The sequence below is a fragment of the Burkholderia sp. Bp9016 genome (genome assembly GCF_003857765.1).
Taxonomy (GTDB): Bacteria; Pseudomonadota; Gammaproteobacteria; order Burkholderiales; family Burkholderiaceae; genus Burkholderia.
In genome coordinates this window covers 18,480-37,747 of sequence record NZ_QTPY01000020.1, presented here as the reverse complement: position 1 = coordinate 37,747, position 19,268 = coordinate 18,480, and the positions used below count along the sequence as shown (strand labels likewise).

The window sequence follows — 19,268 nt, the reverse complement described above, 5'->3', positions numbered from 1 at the left end:
GTAGGTATCGGGCAATCCTGGATCGCGAAGGGGCGAACATGTCGCACATGAAGGCCGGGCTTGGGACGGGCACGCAGGCGGCCGACGGGCGCGCGCTCGTCGCGATCGCCGAGCTTGCCGGCATGCTGCGGCAACTCGGTGCGGACGCGGCCGATGCGCCGCTCGACGTCGCGCCGTTTATCGATGGCCTGAACGTCGTTGCCCACCGTATTCAGCGGATGAAGCCGCTCGACGCCGAGAGCCGCGAACTCGCGGCGCGGCACTATTACGGCGGCGTGATCGCGGGCGCGTGCGGCGACGACTCGGCGATCGCGCGCGGCGTGTCCGGCAGCATGGCGCGCCACGCCGGCCGCGTCAGCCGCCAGGCGAACCGCTGTTTCGCGGCGCTTGCGCGAGTCGGCCGCCGGCATGGCCTTGCGTTCGCCGCGCAGCGCGGCGACAAGGTGCCGGCCTAGCGCGCTGCTGCTCGCTTGACGCTCGACTCACGTCGACAACCGGCTTGCCACGTCCGGCAGGCCGGTTATCAATCTTTTCCGAAACCGCCGAGCACGAGCGCCAACGTGCGGTCGACCGCATCGTCCCATCGCCCCGCGTGCGCGGCGCGCACGATCCGGATGCCCGGGTAGAGCGCCGTGCGCGAGCCGGTTTCCCAGCGCGCATCGGCTTTCGGGCTGAGCAGCAGCACGGCCGGCACGCCCAGCGCACCGGCCAGGTGGATGTGCGCGGTGCAGGTGGTGACCACGACGTCCATCGCGAGCATCAGCGCCGCCAGATCGCTGAAGTCGCCGATCGTATGATGCGGGAACGTGACCGGCAGATCCGGCGACTCGGATTGCGCGGACACGTCACGGTTGAGGCAGTACGCGGCATGGCCGTGCAGCCGCGCCAACGGCGCGAGGTCGCGCAGGCTGGCCGCGCGCCGGAAGCGCGTGTCGCTTTCGTTTTGACCGCGCCAGTTCAGGCCGATGCGGCGCGTGCCGGGCGCGCTGCCGTCGCGCGCGACGCGTTCGCGCCACGCAGCCGCCTGCGCGGGCGGACACGACAGATACACGGCCGGTGCGCCGTCCGGCGTCGGCGCGTAGCCGAACTGCGCGGCCAGCACCAGGAACGAGCACCAGTAATCGTAAGCGATCTGCGAGGTGTCGACCCACGCGCCGTGGGCGCCGACGAATTCGATGCGCGGGAACGTGTGACGCATCAGGCTCGTCAGCGCATCGGGCACGACGACGGTCACCGCCGCGCAGCCGAGCGCTTCCAGCGCATGCAGGTAGCGCGCGTACTGGAACTGGTCGCCGGCGCCGCCGTAGCTGATCACGAGCAGCCGTTTGCCGTGCAGCGACTGGCCCTCGTAGAGGCGCTCCGTGGGCAGTCCGAATTGCGCGGCTGTCAGCACGTTCTCGCTGGCGATGGTCGCGCGCCCGGCCTCGGCGCGCCGGCCGGCGCGCAGCAGCAGTGCCGAGCGCGCAAGCTCGACGTGCCCGCGCTGCGCGTCGGGCAGCGCGGCCGGATCGCCGAAGCGTTCGAGCGCCGCGAGCCCGGCATCCGGCTCGCCGGAGAAGCCGTAGCACGACGCGAGCTGGAGTGCGATCGCGTCGTCGTCGAGTCCGCGGCCGCGCGCGCGTTGCCAGCGCGCGATCGCGTGCCCCCATTCGCAGCGGGACTCGTGGTCGAGTGCGCGATTCCAGTTCGTTTCGGGCGCGTCGGTGTCGACGTCGGTCGCTGCCGCGTGCGTCGCATCGCGCTCGCGAGTCGGCGCGACGGCGAGCGGCTCGCCCGAGATGAACAGCCGCTGCCGGTCCCAGCGCGGGTTCGGCACGCACAGCAGGTTCAGCGCGTCGATCCGATAGAATGTGTAGTCGAGGCCGGCGAATGTATCGATGATGCGCGCTTCGCCGACTTTCCAGTACTCGACCCAGCACCACGGCAGATGCGTTTCGATCAACTGGCGCGCGCCGCGCAGCGCGTCGATTTCCATCCCTTCGATGTCGAGTTTCAGGAAGTCGAGCCTCGGCAGGCCGAGCGAGTCGAGCCTGACGACGGGCGTCGGCGTGCCGCCCGTCGCCTGGTTATCGACGAGCGACACCGAACCGAAGTCGGCATCCGCCCCGTAATCGATGTCGGGCACCTTCATCGTGCCGTTGGCGCTCGCGAGCCCCATGTTCAGCAGATGGAGGTTGTCGAGCTCGTTGAGCGCGACGGTGCCTCCGAGCGCATGGAACAGTGTGCGCTGCGGCTCGAACGCATACACGCGGCCGCCGCGTGCGCGCAGCCGCTGGGCGATCGGCACGCATACGAGCCCCGCGTTAGCGCCGCCGTCTACCACGATCGCGTCGTCGGGCAACTGGTCGATCACCAGCAGGATCGTGTCGAGTTCGCCCTGGATATGCGGTCGGCCGGTCTTGATCAGCGCTTCGGCCTGAAGCGCGCAGTGCCGGTTGATGACGAACGGGCCGTGGATCGAATCGATCACGACGAAATTGCGGACGGTCTGATTCATGGGCGTGGGAACGCGTGCGAGAACGGTCAGCCGGGCGCGCGCCCGGCGAAGAGGCGCTGGATCTGTTCGGAATACGCGCGCACGTTGTGTTCGGCGAGCGTGTCGACCTGGTGCAGGCAGCGGCGGGCCGCTGCCGCGTATTCGTCGAGCCGCGCGTCGTGCGTTTGCGCGGCGGTCGCGATCGCGCGCGCCGCATCGAAGATCTCGAAGTCCGGGTAGTAATAGCCGACGTCGCGCAGGAACGGCGAGTTGTGCACGAGCGGATAGTTGCCGTACAGCGCGTCGTACAGCAGGTAGTTCAGCCCGTTTTCCCAGTGGTGCGACACGACGATGTCGGTGTGGTGCGCGGCCCAGGCGATGAACGGCGCGCGCACGTCGGCTGTTGCCTTGCCGTCGCGCACCATCTCGAGCCCCAGCGCGAGATGCTTGAAGGCGACGTTTTCCTTCTTGTCGAACGTGTTGGTCATGTACACGTGCTCGACGAGTTCCGGGTGTTCGACGTAGCACGCGTTCGCGGCGAGCATCGGCACGATCGCGCTCTTCACGACGTTCAGGTTCGGTTCGAAGAACGCGATGCGCTTGGCCGGGCCGTGGTTGCGGTAGCCGAAGCGCGCCTTCAGGTCGGGATCGGCGTCGAGGCTGCGTTCGATGAAGTACGGCGACCAGATGTGCGGCAGCTCGATCACCGGCGCGCGATAGACGGCCTGGAAATAGGCCGCGCACGTGTGCATGTGCTGCGGGTTGGTCCAGATTTCGTCGAACTGCACGCGGTGCGGGTTCGGCCGCCAGTTGTTCTTCTCGAAGTTGATCGTTTCGACCGCGATCACGTAGTCGTTGCCGAAGCGGTACGACACGCACTTGCCGCCGCGCGCACGCACGGCATCCGCGTGCGACGGGTCGATGAACGCGTTCATCTCGATCAGCAGGTCGGTCTGGTGGATGATCGCGGACAGCGGGCGCAGCGCATTGCCGAACGCGTCCATCATCAGCGCCTGCGGGTATTCGGCGATGCCGTCGTCGTGCGCGAGCCAGACTTCGCCGATCAGCGGCGAGCTTTTCAGCAGCATGTACAGGTACACGCAGTGCTGGTTCGCGCCGTTGTACCAGATCGACTGCGTCGCGTCGCGCTGCACGTTCATCGTAATCGCGACATTGATTTTCATCGGCGGCTCCGGGCGGGCGATGCGCGGGTTACGGCGTGTAGTTCTGCGATTGGCGCGGCACGTAGCCGGTCAGGTGCCAGCGGCCGTCGTCGTCGAGGCGAAAGCTCAGTTTCTCGAATACGGTCGCGCCGCTCGCGAGCGTCGTCGCGTAGTCGAGGTTCGCGTAAAGGCCGTCGGGCACCGTCGCGACGTTGGCGTAGCGGATGCGCGTGATCTGCGCCCAGCCGCGATGGGTGACCGTGCCGACTGACTGGCGTGCGTGCTGGATGTCGGCCACGAACTGGTCCGGCTGGATGCGCGCCTTCACGAATGCGGCGGAATCGGCCCACACCGCACGGTACTGGCCGGCGTCGAGCAGCTTGAAGACGATGTCCGCGTCGTGCAGCAGTGCGTCGGCCGATTCGCCGTCGGATTGCGCGTGCGCGCCGATCGCGATCGACGCGAGCGCGCAGCCGATCAGCCATTTCGCGCGGGAGAGGGGCAGGGGTGCATTCATGTCGGAGTCCGGGGAGCGCGACGCGTTACGCGTCGCGATAGAGCGACGCGATCGCGTCGGAATACGCGGCGACGTTGTCGGGGTTGTAGATGCTGACCGAGTCGAGCACGTGCTTCGACTGCTCGCGATACGCGTCCAGGTTCGCGTCGTGTTCGGCGAACGCCTGCAGCAGCGCGCGGCCGCCGGCCTGGCAATCGAAGTCCGGATAGAAATACCCGGCCTTGCCGAGAAACGGCGAGTTGTGGATCAACGGATAGTCGCCGTACAGCAGTTCGTAGTACAGGTAGTTCTGCGCGTTCTCCCACGTATGCGACACCACCGCATCGCCGTAGGCCGCCATGAATTCGTACACCGCGTAGCGGCTTTCGAACGTCGTGATCCCGTGGTTCACGATGTCGAGGCTCTTCGCGAAGTGGACGAACGTCGGATGCTCCTTCATGTGCACGGTGTTGCACACGCGCACGAACTCCACGAAATCGGGCTTCGCGCGATACGCTTCCTCGGTCACCAGCATCGGGACGATGCTCGTCTTCACCATGCAGATGTTCGGCTCGAACATCGTCACGCGCCAGCGTGGCTTGCCGGGCTGGTAGCCGAACGACAAGCCCGCGCCGAGCGTCGCGCGCGCCTTGTCGAACAGCATCGGATGCCAGATGTGCGGAACGATCGTGACCGGCGCGCGCAGGCCCGTCTGGTAATAGTGCAGGCACGAGCGCTCGAATTCCGGAATCGTCCACACCGCGTCGTACGGCGCGCCGGAGAACAGGAAGCCCGACGGCTTGTTGAACATCGCGCGCTCGATGTCGATCACGTAGTCGTTGCCGACCCGCATCGTGACCACCTTGCCGCCGCGATCGCGGAACGTGCGCAGGTAGTCCGCGCCGAACTGCGCGCTCATTTCGATCAACACGTCGCAGCGCTGCAGCGCTTCGTCCATCGACAGCAGCGGCACGTCCCACTCGCCCAGCATCATCTGCGGATCGGCGAGCTGCTCGCCGCCGTTCACCATCACGGCTTCGGCTACGAGCGGCGACTGGCGCAGCAGCAGGATCAGCAGCAGGCAGTTCTGGAAAATGCCGTTTTCCCATAGCGACTGGCCGGCGCCGCGCACGAACAGCGACACGCCGACGACGAGACGTTTGCCCTCGCCGGGCGCTTGACGGGCATTGGAGTCCGACATGCGTATGCTCCGGTTCAGGCGACCAGGCGCGCGACGAACGCGTCCAGGTTCGCGGGGTTGTCGATCGAGACCGACTGCAGCAGCCGGCCGGCTTTCGCGCGATAGTCGTCGAGCCGTTCGTCGTGATGTAGCCACGCATCGAGCAGTGCGCGGCCGCCCGCGGCGGCATCGAAGTCCGGGTAGTGGTAACCGGCGTCGCCGAGCATCGTCGAGTTGTGGATCAGCGGATAGCCGCCATACAGCACGTCGTAGTACAGATAGTTCTGCGCGTTTTCCCAGTGATGTGACACGACGGCGTCCGCATGGCGCGCCATGAAGCCGGGCAGGTCCATGCGCGGCTCGAAGGTCGCCTTGTGCTGGCGCACCAGATCGAGGCTGTTCGCGAAGTGCACGAAGGTCGGGTGTTCCTTCATGTGCATCGAGTTGACGACGAACATGTGCTGCACGGCGTCCGGGCGCGCGCGGTAGAACTCGTCGCACGCGAGCATCGGGTAATGGCACGACTTCACGACCGAGATGTTCGGCTCGAGCGTCGCGAGATGCCACGGCCGCTGGCCGGGCCGGTAGCCGAAGGTCACGCCCTCGGCCGCGAGCGCGGCGATGCGGCGTTCAAGGAAGTACGGCGACCAGATGTGCGGCATCAGATGCACCGGCGCGCGTAGCAGGGTTTGCAGCATCGGGGCGCCCGTCTTCTCGTACTGCGGCAGCAGCCACACTTCGTCGAACGGCGCGCCGTTGAAGACGTGGCCCGATGGTTTGTCGAAGATCGGCGTTTCGGATACGCCCGCATACACGTGCCCGCAGAAGAACGCGGCGATTTTCTTGCCGAGCGCCTTCATATGCCGGAGCCATTCCACCGGCAGTTGTGCGCCCATCTCGAGCACGACGTCGAGTTCATGCGTCACGTCGGAAGGCTTCACGAGCGGAATGTCGAGGCCGTCGAGGTCGAGCCCGGCCGGCAGCGCGTTGGCGTCACCGCCGTTCAGGAAATAGACGGGGCCGACACGGTCCGAGCGCTTGAGCATCATCGCGAGGAACGCGATGTTCTGATGGATGCCGTTTTCCCAGATCGCCTGGCCGTCCCGCGCAAACAGCGAGATGCCGACGGCCGGCCGTTGCTTGCGGGTGCGACCCGAGGCGGCTTGATTGATGTCCGTCACCGGTTGGTTTCCTCTGCGGCGTCGTGCGTGCGGCCGTGGCGTCGAGCGAGCGGCCCGAAAACGGCGCGCCGTGGATTGTCATGGTTGCGTGTGCGCCGGCGTGCGCTGCAAAACGAGCCGAGCGACGCGGAGCGCGGGGCGGCCGCCGGGTTCCGGAATGCCGTCGCGCGTGACTGGCACGGCGCGCGATGCGGGCGGAACGCCCCGGCAACTGTCTGCGCCGATTGTGGCACGGAAGTCGCCGGTTTGTGGAGGGGTATGACGAACTTTGACATAGCGGCCGGCGCCGTCGCGGCGCGCCGGCGAAGCAGTGCCGGAACGGTCCGGCGGGGCGGGGGCGCCCGCCTGGTTCGTGGCCGTCGCGGGCGGGCGCGACGGCTGCCGTTCAGCGCTGCAGCGAGATTTCGACGCGGCGGTTGCTGGCGCGGCCTTCGGCCGTCGCGTTGGACGCGACCGGATCGGCGCTGCCGCGGCCGGTCACAGACACGGATTGCGCGTTCAGCCCGTGCGTCTTCAGGTAGCCCGCGACGGTCTCCGCGCGGCGCTTCGACAGCGCGAGATTGGATGTGGCGCTGCCCGTCGAGTCCGTATAGCCGGTCACCGTCACCTGCGAGTACGTGCGGTCTTCGCGTTCGCTCAGCAGTTTGTCGAGCGATGCGCGTGCGGCGGGCGTCAGCGTGGCCAGGCCCGTCGCGAACAGTGCGTCGCCGGCCAGGTTGACGTGTTCGACCACGGGCGCGGGAGCCGGTGCCGGTTCGGCGGCCGACGCCGTTTCCGCCGGCGCGGCGCCGCACTGGAACACCAGCGTCGCCGGATCCGAGCCGTCGCGCAGCGCGCGGGCCGAATCGACGGTGCGCACCGGCTGGTCGCCGCAGATCTTGCGGGCGGCCTTCATGCAGGTCTGCGGGCCCGACAGCAGGCCGTGGCAGTCCACCTGGAACGTGCGCACGCCGTCGCGCGGCTGCAGTTCGGATGCGCTGTAGGTCGGGCCGGATGCGGTCGAGCATGCGGCGAGGCCCATTGCGGAAAGCGCGAGCGCAAGAGCGAGTTTGTTCACGGTTACGTCCTCAAGGCTTGGGTTGACCGAAGCCCGCCGTACGGGGCACGGCGGGTTCGTCCTGCTGCCGGCGCCGCCGTGTCCGGCCCGGCTGGCGAGCCGGGCGGCGTGGCGGCGCGACGGGTTACTTCCACTGGTACAGCATGCCGGCGCCGATCACCTTCTGACCGCCGCTGAAGCCGCCGTTGATCGACGCCTTCAGGTTTTCCGTGATGCGGGCCTGCATGTTGACCGCCATCGCCTTCTGGCCGAGGAAGGTCGACGTGCCGACACCCATCCCGAAGTTGGCGTCGCGATCGAGCTGCGGGATCGAGGCCATCGCGCCGACGGCTGCGATACCCTGCTTCGCCATCTGGTCGGTCTGCTGCAGTTGCGAACCCAGCGAGTTGATCTGCGCCTGCTGGCCCGACAGTGCCGTCGACAGCGTCGTCTGCACCTGCGTCAGCTGGTTCACGTTCACCGCGTCGGTGCCTTCCGTACCCGGCGCGACGTTCGTGATCTGGCGCTGCTGCGTGTCGCTACCGACCGACACCACGTTCGAACGGCCGCCGTCGGTCGAATTTGCGCCGATCGCCACCGAGTTCGAGCCGGCGGTGACGGTCGGCTTGTCGTTGCCGGTGCCGTTCATGTCGGCCGCGATGCCGGAGTTGTTCGCCGCACGCGTCTGGTTGTTGTTGATCGTCGTCGACAGCTGGTTCACCGTGTTGCTGATGTTCGTCACGCCCGTCGACAGCGAGGCCACGTTGCTGTTCGTCGTGCTCAGGCCAGTCGACAGCGAGCCGATGCCGGTCGACGTCGACGTGGACAGCGACGACACGTTGCTGTTCGTCGAGCTCAGGCCCGTGGACAGCGAGTTGATCGCGGTCGAGGTCGATGTGGACAGCGAGGCCACGTTGCTGTTCGTCGAGCTCAGGCCGGTGGACAGCGAGCCGATGCCGGTCGACAGCGACGAGATGTTCGACGCGGTCGACGTGGACAGGCTGTTGAGCGCCTGGTTCGTCGCGTTGAGCTGGCTGCCGTTGATCGCGTCCGTGCTGGTGGCCGATACCTGGCCTGCCGCGACGTTCGTGATCTGGCGTTCCTGGCCGGGCGCGCCGACGCTCACCACACCCACCGGGGAGCTGCCCGCGAAGAAGTATGTGACGCCGCCGATCGTTGCGCTCGACGTGCCCACTGCCGTACCCGTGACCGAGTTCGCGCCGAGTGCGACCGAGTTCGCGACGTTCGCCGTGGCGTTCGAGCCGAACGCGAGGGCGTCGGCCGCCGTTGCCGACGCGTTCGAACCGTAGGCTTGCGCGCCCGTGGCGCTTGCGATCGCCTGGTTGCCGACGGCGATCGTGTTGTCCGCGGTCGCCTGGCTCGAGCCGCCGAGGGCCACGGCATTGGCGCCGTTCGCCGTGTTCGCGTTGCCCAGCGCCACTGCGCCGTCGCCGCTGGCCGTATCGTTCGCGCCCATCGCCACTGCACCCGTGCCCGTTGCCACGCTCGGGTCGCCGATCGCGACGGCGCCGTCGCCGCTCGCCGTATTTCCGGAGCCGATCGACACCGCCTTGCCGCCGGTGGCCGATGCGTTCTGGCCGATCGCGACTGCGCCGTTCGACGCCGCGTTCGAGCCGTCGCCGACTGCGACGCTGCTGGCGCCTGCCGCGCTGGCGTTCACGCCGGCTGCGAGCGCGTTGACGCCCGTCGCGCCGTTGTTGTCGTAGTTGCCTTGCTGCGTACCGTTGTCGTTGACGCTGTAATAGTGCGTCTTCGCGTCGTTGATCGCGGTCGAGGTCGACGTGGACAGCGACGATACCGAGCTGTTCGTGCTGCTCAGGCCGGTGGACAGCGAGCCGAGGCCGGTCGACGTCGACGTGGACAGCGAGACGATCGTGCTGTCGGTCGAGCTCAGGCTGGTCGACAGGGAGTTGATGCCCGTCGAGGTCGAGGTGGACAACGACGTGATCGTGCTGTTCGTCGAGCTCAGGCCGGTGGACAGCGAGTTGACGCTGGTCGAGGTCGAGGTGGACAGCGACGTGATCGTGCTGTTCGTCGAGCTGAGGCCGGTGGACAGCGAGTTGATGCCGGTCGAGGTCGAGGTGGACAGCGACGTGATCGTGCTGTTCGTCGAGCTCAGGCCGGTGGACAACGAGTTGATGCCGGTCGAGGTCGACGTGGACAGCGAGCTGATCGAGCTGGTTGCCGACGAGAGGCCCGTCGACGTGGAGGTCGAGAGCGAAGCGACCGTGCTGTCGGTCGAGCTCAGGCCAGTCGACAGCGAGTTGATACCGGTCGAGGTCGACGTGGACAGCGAGCTGATCGAGCTGGTGGCGGACGAGAGGCCCGTCGACGTCGAGGTCGAAAGCGACGCGACGGTGCTGTCGGTCGAGCTCAGGCCGGTGGACAGTGAGTTGATGCCGGTTGAGGTCGATGTGGACAACGAGCTGATCGAGCTGTTAGCCGACGAGAGGCCGGTCGACGTGGAAGTCGAGAGCGAAGCGACCGTGCTGTCGGTCGAGCTGAGGCCAGTCGACAGCGAGTTGATACCGGTCGAGGTCGAGGTGGACAACGAGCTGATCGAGCTGGTTGCCGACGAGAGGCCGGTCGACGTGGAAGTCGAGAGCGAAGCCACCGTGCTGTCGGTCGAGCTCAGGCCAGTCGACAGCGAGTTGATACCCGTCGAGGTCGACGTGGACAACGAGCTGATCGAGCTGGTTGCCGACGAGAGGCCGGTCGACGTGGAAGTCGAAAGCGAAGCGACGGTGCTGTCGGTCGAGCTCAGACCCGTCGACAACGAGTTGATACCGGTCGAGGTCGATGTGGACAACGAGCTGATCGAGCTGTCAGCCGACGAGAGGCCCGTCGACGTGGAGGTCGACAGCGAGGCGACCGAGCTATCGGTCGAACTCAGTCCTGTCGACAGCGAATTGATTCCCGTCGACAGCGACGAGATTGCGTTGCTGGACGATGACACCGTCGTCGACAGCGAGTCGACGGCCGAATTGGTCGCGAAGAGCTGGGAGCCGTTGATCGCATCGGTACTGGTCGAGGTGATTTGACCGGCCGCGACATTGGTGATCTGACGCGTGGTGTTCGTGCTTGCGTCGCCGACGCTGACGACGCTACTCGGGTTGCCACCCGCAAACGTGGTCGTCACGCCGCCGACGGTACCAGTCGGCGTCGGGTTGGGTGCTTCGGTGACGGAGCCGCTGCCGAGCGCGACATCACCGGTGTTGTTGGCGACGGCATTCGGGCCGATCGCAACGGAATTGGTACCGAGTGCCTGGCTGTCGGCAGCCGTCGAGTTCGCGTGGAAGTATTTGATGCCCTGGCTGTTGATGCTGTCGATCGCCGAGCCGACGTTATTGGCGGTCGACGTTGTGCCGTTCGCGTTGTAGGTCGTGTATGCCGGCGCGGAAACCGTTCCGGTCGTCGAATCATATTTCGCACCGCCGCCGAGCGCCGTAGCCGTGCTGTTGCCGAGGTTGTCGGTCTTGGTCGTGACCGTGCTGAGGCCGGTGGACAGAGAGCCGATCGAGCTGGTGGCAGACGAAAGACCGGTCGACGTGGACGTGGACAGCGACAGAACTGAACTGTTGGTCGAACTCAGTCCCGTCGAAAGCGAGCCGATGGAGCTGGTAGCTGACGAGAGGCCCGTCGACGTGGACGACGACAGCGAAGTGACGTTGCTATTGGTCGAGCTGAGGCCGGTGGACAGCGAGCCGATGGAGCTAGTCGCCGACGACAGCCCCGTCGACGTGGACGACGACAGCGAGGTAACGTTGCTGTTGGTCGAGCTCAGCCCCGTCGAAAGCGAGCCGATGGAGCTAGTCGCCGACGACAGACCCGTCGACGTGGACGACGACAGCGAAGTGACGTTGCTATTGGTCGAGCTGAGGCCGGTGGACAGCGAGCCGATGGAGCTAGTCGCCGACGAAAGACCCGTCGACGTGGACGAAGACAGCGAGGTGACGTTGCTATTGGTCGAGCTCAGCCCCGTCGAAAGCGAGCCGATAGAACTGGTAGCCGACGAAAGCCCCGTCGAAGTCGACGACGAAAGACTCGAGATGCTCGAAGTCGTCGTGCTGGCGACCGAGTACAACTGGCTGCCGTTGATCGCGTCGGTGCTGTTTGCCGAGACCAGGCCTGCTGCGACGTTCTGGATGCGTCGCTCCGCGCCGGCCTTGCCGACACTCACGACGCCGCCGCTTGCGGCGCTGCCGGCGTAGTTGCCGAATGTCTGCCCGCCGATCGTCGTGCTGAGCACCGAGCTGGTGCCGCCGGTCGCGGTCGATGCCGTGCCGGTCGTCACTGCGCCCTGGCCGATCGCGACGGAGCCCGTCACGTTCGCCGTGGCGCCCGTGCCGAACGCCGATGCGTTCGCGGTGGTCGCGGATGCGCCCGCGCCGAATGCCGTCGTGTTGGTCGCCGACGCATTGGAGGTGTTGCCGAACGCGGCGGCGTTGTTCCCCGACGCCGTTGCGGAGTTGCCGAGCGCCGTGGCGGACAGGCCCGTTGCTGTCCCGGTCGTGCCCTGTGCATAGGCGCTCTGGCCGATCGCGACGTCGCCGTTAGACAGCGTCTGCGCCGAATTGCCGAGCGCCATCGAGTTGGCGCCCCCGCCGGCCGCGCTCGCGCCCAGCGCGAATGCACCGCTGGCAGACGACGTCGCGCCGTTGCCGATCGCGACGGACGACTGGCTCGTCGCGGTGACTGACTGACCGATTGCGATGGACTGGTTACCGGTGGCCTGCGAGCCCGACGCCCCGGCGTGACCGCCGATGGCGACCGCATCCGTGCCGGTCGCGAGTGCCTGGTCGCCGATCGCAACCTGCGAGCCGAGGCCGTTGGCCGTGGCGGTGGCGCCGATGGCGACAGGCGAGGTTCCCTGGCCCGTGTTGGTACCGATGGCCTGCGCGCCCTGGCCGATTGCGATCGCGCCGTTTTGCAGCGCCGTATTCGAAGTGCCGGCCGTCGCGTTGCCGATTGCGATCGCGCCGGAAACCGTCGAGTTGCCGGTCGCGGTTGCACCATTGCCGACCGCGACCGCGTAAAGGCCCGACGCGGTCGACGAGTACGACGACCCGGTGCCGCCGCCGATCGCGACCGCGCCGGTGCTCGCGGACGATCGGGTGCCCACCGTGTATTGCGCGTACGCCACATTGGTTGCACACGCGCCAGTCACGAGCATGGCTGCCACGACGGCTTTTGCCACGGCCGACTTGTTCGGCTTGCCGCGTGCGGTAGAAATTTCCGATGCGGCAACCCAGGCGCCAAGGGATTCGTTCCAGATAGAGCGGTATGTGCGGTTCATGTCCTGCTATCTCCAAGTGCGCAACGCAACAAACCGGTCTATATCGTCAGATGAATCTGCCGTGCGCCCGCGCGAATCTAAAAAATGTAGGGCCGAGTTTATTTGAGATGGTTTTTTGAGATTGACAAATAGTGAAAAATGGAAGGCTTCGAAAGTTAAAAGAAGGTTAATGGGTCGTGTTTTGATGTATTAACGCGTAACGATTTGGAAAATAACGAGAATGCAGTGTGTAGGGCTTCGTGCACGCCATGTGGCGGGAAGAAAAGTCATAAGATTCAAATGGTTAAGTTTGTTATGTGCGACAGGTTACATATGACTCACCACAAAACGTAAGACAAATGAAATGGCAAACGTTTGCGCTTGAGCGTCGCCTTTCGGATTTGTAATGATTGTTGGATGGCCGGAGTCGAGAAAATTTGCTGCTTTGTTAATCTATTAATTCGATAGCAATTTGTATTTTTATTTATATTAAATGCCATTCGGCGTGAATGGAAAACACCTGAAGAAGGTGATGCATAATTGTGCACGTTTGCTCATGGCGGGAGCTGCTGCTGACCGTCTGACGGGCGTTCGGCGACCGGTCGGTCAAGCGAAGTTGTAAAAAATTGCTACAGAGCAGTGCTGCTCAGCTCGGTATTCCGATCGGAAATTTGTTCCAATTGATGTGTCCCGGAGGACGTGGTGAGTGGGGACTGAAATAACATGCCCGCCTGTCCCCGACGATCGGGCTTTTAACGCTTACGATCTGGTGGCGAGGGGTTGCGCCCGGCGCTGCCGATAGACGTCCATGGCAAGGTCGGAGACGCGGTGGAAGGGGCCGAAATGTCAAATTCCTGGTGTGACAATTTGCCCTGCCACACGGAGGTCGGACATGCGTGCCGAACGACGGAAACGACGCACTCGAATGTATCGGGTGAGCAACATGGGTCCGACGGACGCGCATCGAGTCCCGCGTCGTCGTGCACGAGGCGTCGGATTCGGGCCGTGGCGCGGCCGAATCGTCGCGTGCGCCGCTCGAGCCCACGGGCTTGTGAAAGGAGGCGCCGCATGGGCAGCGGCTGGAGTGCGCCGGCGACGCTGCGCGTCGGCTTCCGGATCGGAAACCGGAAACGGACGCGCCTCGGCGCTATTTCCGCAAAAAACGCAGCGCGAGCCGCGCCATGCGCGGGACGAGCATCGGGCGCAGCAGCCGCTTGTCGTACCCGGCCATCCGGCGGTCGTTCTCGCTGAGGCACAGCTCGATCAGCTCGCGCGGGTTCAGCGTCTCGCCGATATCGGCGGTGCCCGTTGCCGGGAAGTTAGCGTCGCGTGCGACGCCATCGGCATCGATGCCGCGCGCGATGCCGATGCGCTCCCGGATCAGGAACACCCACACGGCCGCCGCGCGTGCGAAGAACCAGGGCCGGCGCCACCACGGCAGATTGCGCCAGTACCACGCGTACCAGTTAACGAAGAACAGGATGTGCCGGCCTTCCTCCTGGATCACGGGTTCGAAGGTTTCGACGAGTTCGGACGGGAAATAACCGGAGCGTTGCGCGGAGCGAAACAGGCCGAACGCGAAGAAGCTGTCGATGCACTCGCTGAAGCCGGTCATCATCCACGACCATTCGGGATCCGTCGGCGCCGGATAGGCAGGCTCGAGGGCGAGCTTGATGCCGTATGCGTGCACCAGCTTCGACAGTACGACCTTGTGGCGTGCTTCCTCGCCGCCGTCCATCTCGAGTGCGCGGCGCAGCAGCGGATCGTCGACGGTCGCGGCGAAGGTGGCGACGCGAATCGATGCGCGGCCTTCGGTCTGCACGGCGATGTCCCAGATGGGCAGCGACGTGAGTCGCTTGAGTGCGTCGGGTTGGAGTGCTGGCCAGTCGATGACTGCCGGTTTGTACGGGTTGTGTGTGTCGAGCAGCATGCGGCAGAACATCTGCCTGTGCGCATCGGAACCGATCCTGACCGGACCGTGCCTCTCGAAGGTCCAGTTGCGCATGGCGTGATCTGCCGCTGCATGCTCTTCCTGCAGCGTGTCGGACATGGCTGTTGTTATGCGATTACGGAGTGAAAGATTTTTGCATAGCTTCCGTAAACGCGTATTTTCGAGCGCGCGGCTGTGCTGCTGTCGTTTGTCGTTAAAGCCGAGCGGATTGACACTCAAGGCGAGCGGGACGGGTGCTCCGGCACGGCTGCCAACGTCAGGCCGGGCTTGGGTAGGCAACCGAAGGGTTTTGTGCCGGATTCGGTTAACCGGCTACGTTCAACTGATGCTGAGCACGGTGGCGCCGCGCGAATCTCCTGACGCCTACCGGTGCTCCAGCGCCCGACGCTGCTGTTTTTACACAGCCTCGGCCGAGAGTCGACTGATGCAGTCGGCCCCGGAGGCGCCACAACACTGCTCTGCGACCATGGGCCTATCCGTCATTTTGTGGGCGGGGCATATCATGAGAGATAAAAGTCATGGATATGCCGATGAAGAAGAAACGAAGAACGGTAGCATCCCAGGCAGCGGCCCGCGGGCCGCTGCCTGAACAGCCTAAGGAACTGCTGGACCAGTTGGTCAAGCGGCCGATGACGCCGGCCGAGGTGCAGGACTTTGTGCTGGCGTTCAACAAGGCAGTCATCGAACGCGCGATGGGAGCCGAAATAAATCTGCATCTGGGCTACCCGCCGGGCCAGCCCAAGCCGCTCGGTCAGGTCGACGAGCGCAACGGCGCCAGCGGCAAGACGGTCATCACCGATCGTGTCCCGGTTCGGGTCGAAGTTCCCCGCGATCGCGACGGCAGCTTCGAACCGATCCTGATTCCCAAGCATGACCGAGGAGGACTGGATGCGGCCAAGTGCGTCGCTCATGCTCAAGCCGAATGCCGCGAAAATCCCGAACGTCTGCGTCCACATCGGCATTTCCTGTATCGATCTCGAAGAATTCAAGTACCAGCAGGACTAGAAGTACTGATCCCCGCGTGGGCGGGGATCGGATGGTCAGCGCATGCTCAGTATTCTCCAGACGCGTTGCGGGGTCGCGCAGCCGAATAGCGCTAAGGCCATCGATACGTTGCGACAACGACAGATCTATGATCGCTAAAGCCTCGTCGACTTAGACCTCCGTCGGGGCGCTCTTGCCTGCCAAAGTCAGTCCGCCAAGGAGGAAACCGCCGGAGGTGCCCAGATTGAACGCCGCGACATTGTGGTCGGCGGCCGTACCGACGGCCTGAACATATGCTTCAGATTGATAGTGCGAGCGTTAGAATCTGTATCCAATCGATACGAACGAAATGATGGGATTGACTTTTAGCTTTGCGCTGCTGGTCACGATACCTACTTTCGACTGTGTTGTCAGCGTTGCCCGGACGGACAACCACATATACGAAAGCGAGGCATCAATCGACCAGTGTTGGTTGATGTTATAGGTCAAGCCTGCATTGACTACGGGCGCGAGCGAGCGGTTCAACTTGACCGTAGTCGGTCCCTCAAGCGCGGCCCCGAGCCCTGGGGAGTATAAAAGTGCGCCACTAGATGCCACGGGCTCAAGTTTCACGTCACTAAACCAAACATAGGCGGCTCCTCCCGCGAGGTACGGTCGAAGGTTGCTTGTGGCATCGTTGAAGTAGTACTTCAACAATATTGTCGGGCTCCATTCATATGCCGATCCTGCACGCCCGAGAGCGCTGAGCGATCCGGTGCCGCTCAGCCGGAATTTTGGCGGAATACCGCCCACGGCCGCAGCCGCGATGTGGTCGGTAATGAAGTACGTAGTGGCGAATCCGAGCGTATCTGCGTTATCAACCGACGTACCAGTGCCCGCTGCAGTAACACTGGTTCCGAGAGCGCGGACTTTCAGTGGGTCACTGGAGTCCAGTGGTGCGAGATGGAACCAACCTAAGTTAGCGACGAGATCTCCGGCTTTTTGTGCCTGGGCTGCCGAGCACGTTAGCAACGCGGTAGCAACCACCAAAACTTGTTTCATCAACATCCTGTCTCCCCCGATTGTACGTTCAAGGTGATAAATTGAAGCGGCAAAGCAACTGGATACCGGCCGTGATTGCGCTACTGGACTAATTCCGTTGCGTTGAGATATTCAGTGATAGATCGACACAAGGTAGGGTTGGCGGAACTTTGTAAATTTATATGATAGGAATCCGAATTGATTGAATTTTATAGCGGCGCGGTGTCGATATGAATATGAAATTGAATTGGAATTACAATTGATTGTTGTGTTGGTTTGTTGGTTTTTTTGTTTGGTTGTTGATTGAGTTTATATAATTATTCTCAGTTCGCTGAATATTTCACTCCGCGCGACAGGTAATCCCACGCCCGATCTCGACCAACGCCGAAACTGTTCGAGGCGTATTAGTGCTCTGTAGTAGTCGTGGGTGCTCAGCGCCTTGTTCATTAGCGCTTTACGGACCCAGATTCCGAGTGCGCTGCCGTTCGTCCGGCGCAGACGCTGAATCAATGAGACTTTCTCGAGCAAGGCCAGTTTGCGCATGGTGCATACTCGGAAGCTGGATAAATGGGAGGCACACCTCCTTGGCAGTGTCGGATCCATCTGATGCCCCCGTGCATGTCGTGCATCGGTGTTCGTCTGATGTCACTGGCAACCGCTTTGAAGTATATGACTCGTATAGTATCGTTGCTATACGAAATGTATAGTTGGTGAAAACCACAACTGGTCCAGCGCGAGGCGGAACCCTCTACAGGGTGAAGCAGTCGATCCGGCCCGATAGACTGCCACCAAGTCTCCTGATTCTGAGGATCAAGACGGATGTCGAACGCACCGCGTGCCACCGCCAGATACCCAGGGTTGTTGATGTCCTGAGCGAGGCTGACTCAGCTTCGCGAACGTGAATTTCTTGCGATCGCGTAACGCCATCCGTGGCGACTCTGACCGTGCCGATCCGGGGTGCGACCGGGGAGGTTCTCACCAATTCGGATCATGACTGAGACTGAGGGCGGGACTCGTGCCCCGATTATCGAGGCCAGAGGATATTAATGAGGCCGTGCGCTCGCCGAGAAGCGACGGTACCCGTCTGGATGCATTGCAGTTCGGTCGACTTTCGCGAGAGCATCGACTGTAAGCCGATACTGGTCGGCCAGGCAGCTCGTTTGAATCCAAAGATTACCGCGCCGTTGCCCTCATGGCGCGTCTTCTCGCATCGGTTGCCAACCAAGCTTGCTTACATGGCACCTGGATTCGCTGCGCGATGCTGCAGGCAGCGCAAATGGTTCGGCCGGGATTCGTGGGTATCTGAAGCTTTGGATATTTGTGAGTTCAGCCGAACTCCGGCAAGACATCAGGGCTTGTATTCGAGAATCTTGAATACCTGTGTGAACGCCTGCCTGCTTCCTTGCAGGAGGGATACGCGCCCTTCGCGGAGTGCGTGCGTAGGAGTGATTTCGCGCAAAGCCAGAGCCATGAATGTCCCCATGTCGCACTGTATCTTGACGTCGGGAGGCTCTGTGCTGGGGCCGGAACGGATCAGCACCTTTCCGTGGTTCACCGGGACATGGAAAATCTCCGCGCCCACATGGAACTCATACAATGTTTGTAAGCCGGCGCTCACGGCGGGATCGCTCGACCCCGTCAAGCACAGTGCGATGAGTTCCGCACGGGCCGTGGACGGATCGATGCGCTCATCGAGCGGCAGGCGCAGACCCCAGAGCCCGAGTGCAATCACAGGCTTGCGCAGTTGTTCGCCCATTTCCGTCAGTTCATAAGCTGGCGTAGCGGCGGATGTTGGCAACGTGGTCGGTTGGATGACATCGTTCTCTACCAGCATGGCCAAGCGCTCGGACAGCCGGTTTGCTCCCATGGCCGGCAAGATCGTTAGCAAATCCTTGAACCGCTTCGGGCCCAGCAAGAGTTCGCGGATCACGAGGAGCGTCCAACGATCGCCGAGGACGTCCAATGCTCGGGCCATTGGGCAAAGTTGACCGTAGGTTTTGTTTGGCATGTCACATTGTACAAGGCCCTGCTTAAGCAAAGCCGGTTGGAAGGTGATGGTCACGGCTCAGACGAAAAATTGACGGACTGCCTTGCGGACACCAGCATCCGTAGGGAAGATTTTCCAGACAAGGCGTGTCTTGCCATCGAGAACCTGCCGCCGCGTTGGGTATCCGTTGAGTCACGTCCTGAATCTCCTCGGGGCAATACACCCAGCGCACACGGCAGGTCGTCCCAGAGGGCGATGACCGGCCGCGCGATCGTCGCCGCAGCGAAAGGGGTATTTGTTGTCGCACCTTCTCGCGCAGAGACGCCATGGCACGCGCGGCGGTCTGATCGAACGGTAGTGCGACCTTGATGTCTCGCGATGTCAACGTCGTAGCCGGACCCATACGTCTTCTCCAGTCTCGGGGTTCTGATGGCGTACTACACATTCTACTATATTGTTTGTATAGTCATACTGCTATACCAAGCGTATAGTGTTGTC

General features: G+C 63.6%; 11 protein-coding genes and 2 pseudogenes. 2 read left to right on the top strand and 11 right to left on the bottom strand.

Annotated elements, in window-relative coordinates; genetic code table 11:
* Positions 1–38 precede the first annotated feature (38 nt).
* Positions 39–455: a hypothetical protein gene (locus tag DIE13_RS23325; protein ID WP_124829482.1), complete on the top strand. Its 417-nt coding sequence runs from the start codon at positions 39–41 to the stop codon at positions 453–455.
* 68 nt (positions 456–523) lie between these two features.
* Here the strand turns inward: DIE13_RS23325 and DIE13_RS23320 are convergent, their stop codons facing one another.
* From DIE13_RS23320 to DIE13_RS23280, 9 genes and pseudogenes are all read right to left on the bottom strand, one after another.
* Complete coding sequence (locus DIE13_RS23320; protein WP_124829481.1) at positions 524–2,497, bottom strand: FkbM family methyltransferase; 1,974 nt, start codon at positions 2,495–2,497, stop codon at positions 524–526.
* A gap of 26 nt (positions 2,498–2,523) precedes the next feature.
* The gene (locus tag DIE13_RS23315; protein ID WP_124829480.1) at positions 2,524–3,660 is read right to left on the bottom strand and encodes a DUF2827 family protein; all 1,137 of its coding nucleotides are present in this window, start codon (positions 3,658–3,660) and stop codon (positions 2,524–2,526) included.
* A 28-nt stretch (positions 3,661–3,688) separates the two neighbouring features.
* Entirely contained in the window at positions 3,689–4,156 is a 468-nt protein-coding gene (locus DIE13_RS23310) for a DUF4019 domain-containing protein (protein WP_124829479.1), read from the bottom strand.
* Between the two features lie 25 nt (positions 4,157–4,181).
* The gene (locus tag DIE13_RS23305) at positions 4,182–5,336 is read right to left on the bottom strand and encodes a DUF2827 domain-containing protein (protein ID WP_124829478.1); all 1,155 of its coding nucleotides are present in this window, start codon (positions 5,334–5,336) and stop codon (positions 4,182–4,184) included.
* 14 nt (positions 5,337–5,350) lie between these two features.
* Positions 5,351–6,496 carry a DUF2827 domain-containing protein gene (locus tag DIE13_RS23300; protein ID WP_124829477.1) on the bottom strand — a complete coding sequence of 382 codons (1,146 nt, stop codon included), beginning with the start codon at positions 6,494–6,496 and terminating at the stop codon, positions 5,351–5,353.
* A gap of 385 nt (positions 6,497–6,881) precedes the next feature.
* A complete protein-coding gene (locus DIE13_RS23290) occupies positions 6,882–7,553 on the bottom strand; it encodes an OmpA family protein (RefSeq protein ID WP_124829476.1) in 672 nt (223 codons plus the stop codon).
* 124 nt (positions 7,554–7,677) lie between these two features.
* Positions 7,678–12,693 (bottom strand): annotated as a pseudogene (locus tag DIE13_RS23285) (YadA-like family protein); the annotation flags it as partial.
* A gap of 78 nt (positions 12,694–12,771) precedes the next feature.
* Positions 12,772–12,849, bottom strand: a pseudogene (locus DIE13_RS33870) (ESPR domain-containing protein); the annotation flags it as partial.
* A gap of 1,126 nt (positions 12,850–13,975) precedes the next feature.
* Positions 13,976–14,878: a ferritin-like domain-containing protein gene (locus tag DIE13_RS23280; RefSeq protein ID WP_124829555.1), complete on the bottom strand. Its 903-nt coding sequence runs from the start codon at positions 14,876–14,878 to the stop codon at positions 13,976–13,978.
* Between the two features lie 431 nt (positions 14,879–15,309).
* Here DIE13_RS23280 and DIE13_RS33865 point away from each other — a divergent pair, with 431 nt between their 5' ends.
* Entirely contained in the window at positions 15,310–15,873 is a 564-nt protein-coding gene (locus DIE13_RS33865; protein ID WP_409333484.1) for a transposase, read from the top strand.
* Positions 15,874–16,081: 208 nt separating this feature from the next.
* On the opposite strand, the gene DIE13_RS23265 is transcribed toward DIE13_RS33865, so the two are convergent.
* Positions 16,082–16,804 carry an OmpW/AlkL family protein gene (locus tag DIE13_RS23265; protein WP_409333485.1) on the bottom strand — a complete coding sequence of 241 codons (723 nt, stop codon included), beginning with the start codon at positions 16,802–16,804 and terminating at the stop codon, positions 16,082–16,084.
* A gap of 1,327 nt (positions 16,805–18,131) precedes the next feature.
* On the bottom strand, positions 18,132–18,845 hold the full coding sequence (locus tag DIE13_RS23260) for a winged helix-turn-helix transcriptional regulator (RefSeq protein ID WP_260435135.1): 714 nt from the start codon (positions 18,843–18,845) through the stop codon (positions 18,132–18,134).
* Positions 18,846–19,268: the final 423 nt, after the last annotated feature.

Excerpts from the sequence above, each read along its gene's own strand:
- DIE13_RS23325 (WP_124829482.1), top strand. The coding sequence starts at position 39 with ATGTCGCACATGAAGGCCGGGCTTGGGACGGGCACGCAGGCGGCCGAC.
- DIE13_RS23320 (WP_124829481.1), bottom strand. The coding sequence starts at position 2,497 with ATGAATCAGACCGTCCGCAATTTCGTCGTGATCGATTCGATCCACGGC.
- DIE13_RS23315 (WP_124829480.1), bottom strand. The coding sequence starts at position 3,660 with ATGAAAATCAATGTCGCGATTACGATGAACGTGCAGCGCGACGCGACG.
- DIE13_RS23310 (WP_124829479.1), bottom strand. The coding sequence starts at position 4,156 with ATGAATGCACCCCTGCCCCTCTCCCGCGCGAAATGGCTGATCGGCTGC.
- DIE13_RS23305 (WP_124829478.1), bottom strand. The coding sequence starts at position 5,336 with ATGTCGGACTCCAATGCCCGTCAAGCGCCCGGCGAGGGCAAACGTCTC.
- DIE13_RS23280 (WP_124829555.1), bottom strand. The coding sequence starts at position 14,878 with ATGTCCGACACGCTGCAGGAAGAGCATGCAGCGGCAGATCACGCCATG.
- DIE13_RS33865 (WP_409333484.1), top strand. The coding sequence starts at position 15,310 with ATGAAGAAGAAACGAAGAACGGTAGCATCCCAGGCAGCGGCCCGCGGG.
- DIE13_RS23265 (WP_409333485.1), bottom strand. The coding sequence starts at position 16,804 with ATGAAACAAGTTTTGGTGGTTGCTACCGCGTTGCTAACGTGCTCGGCA.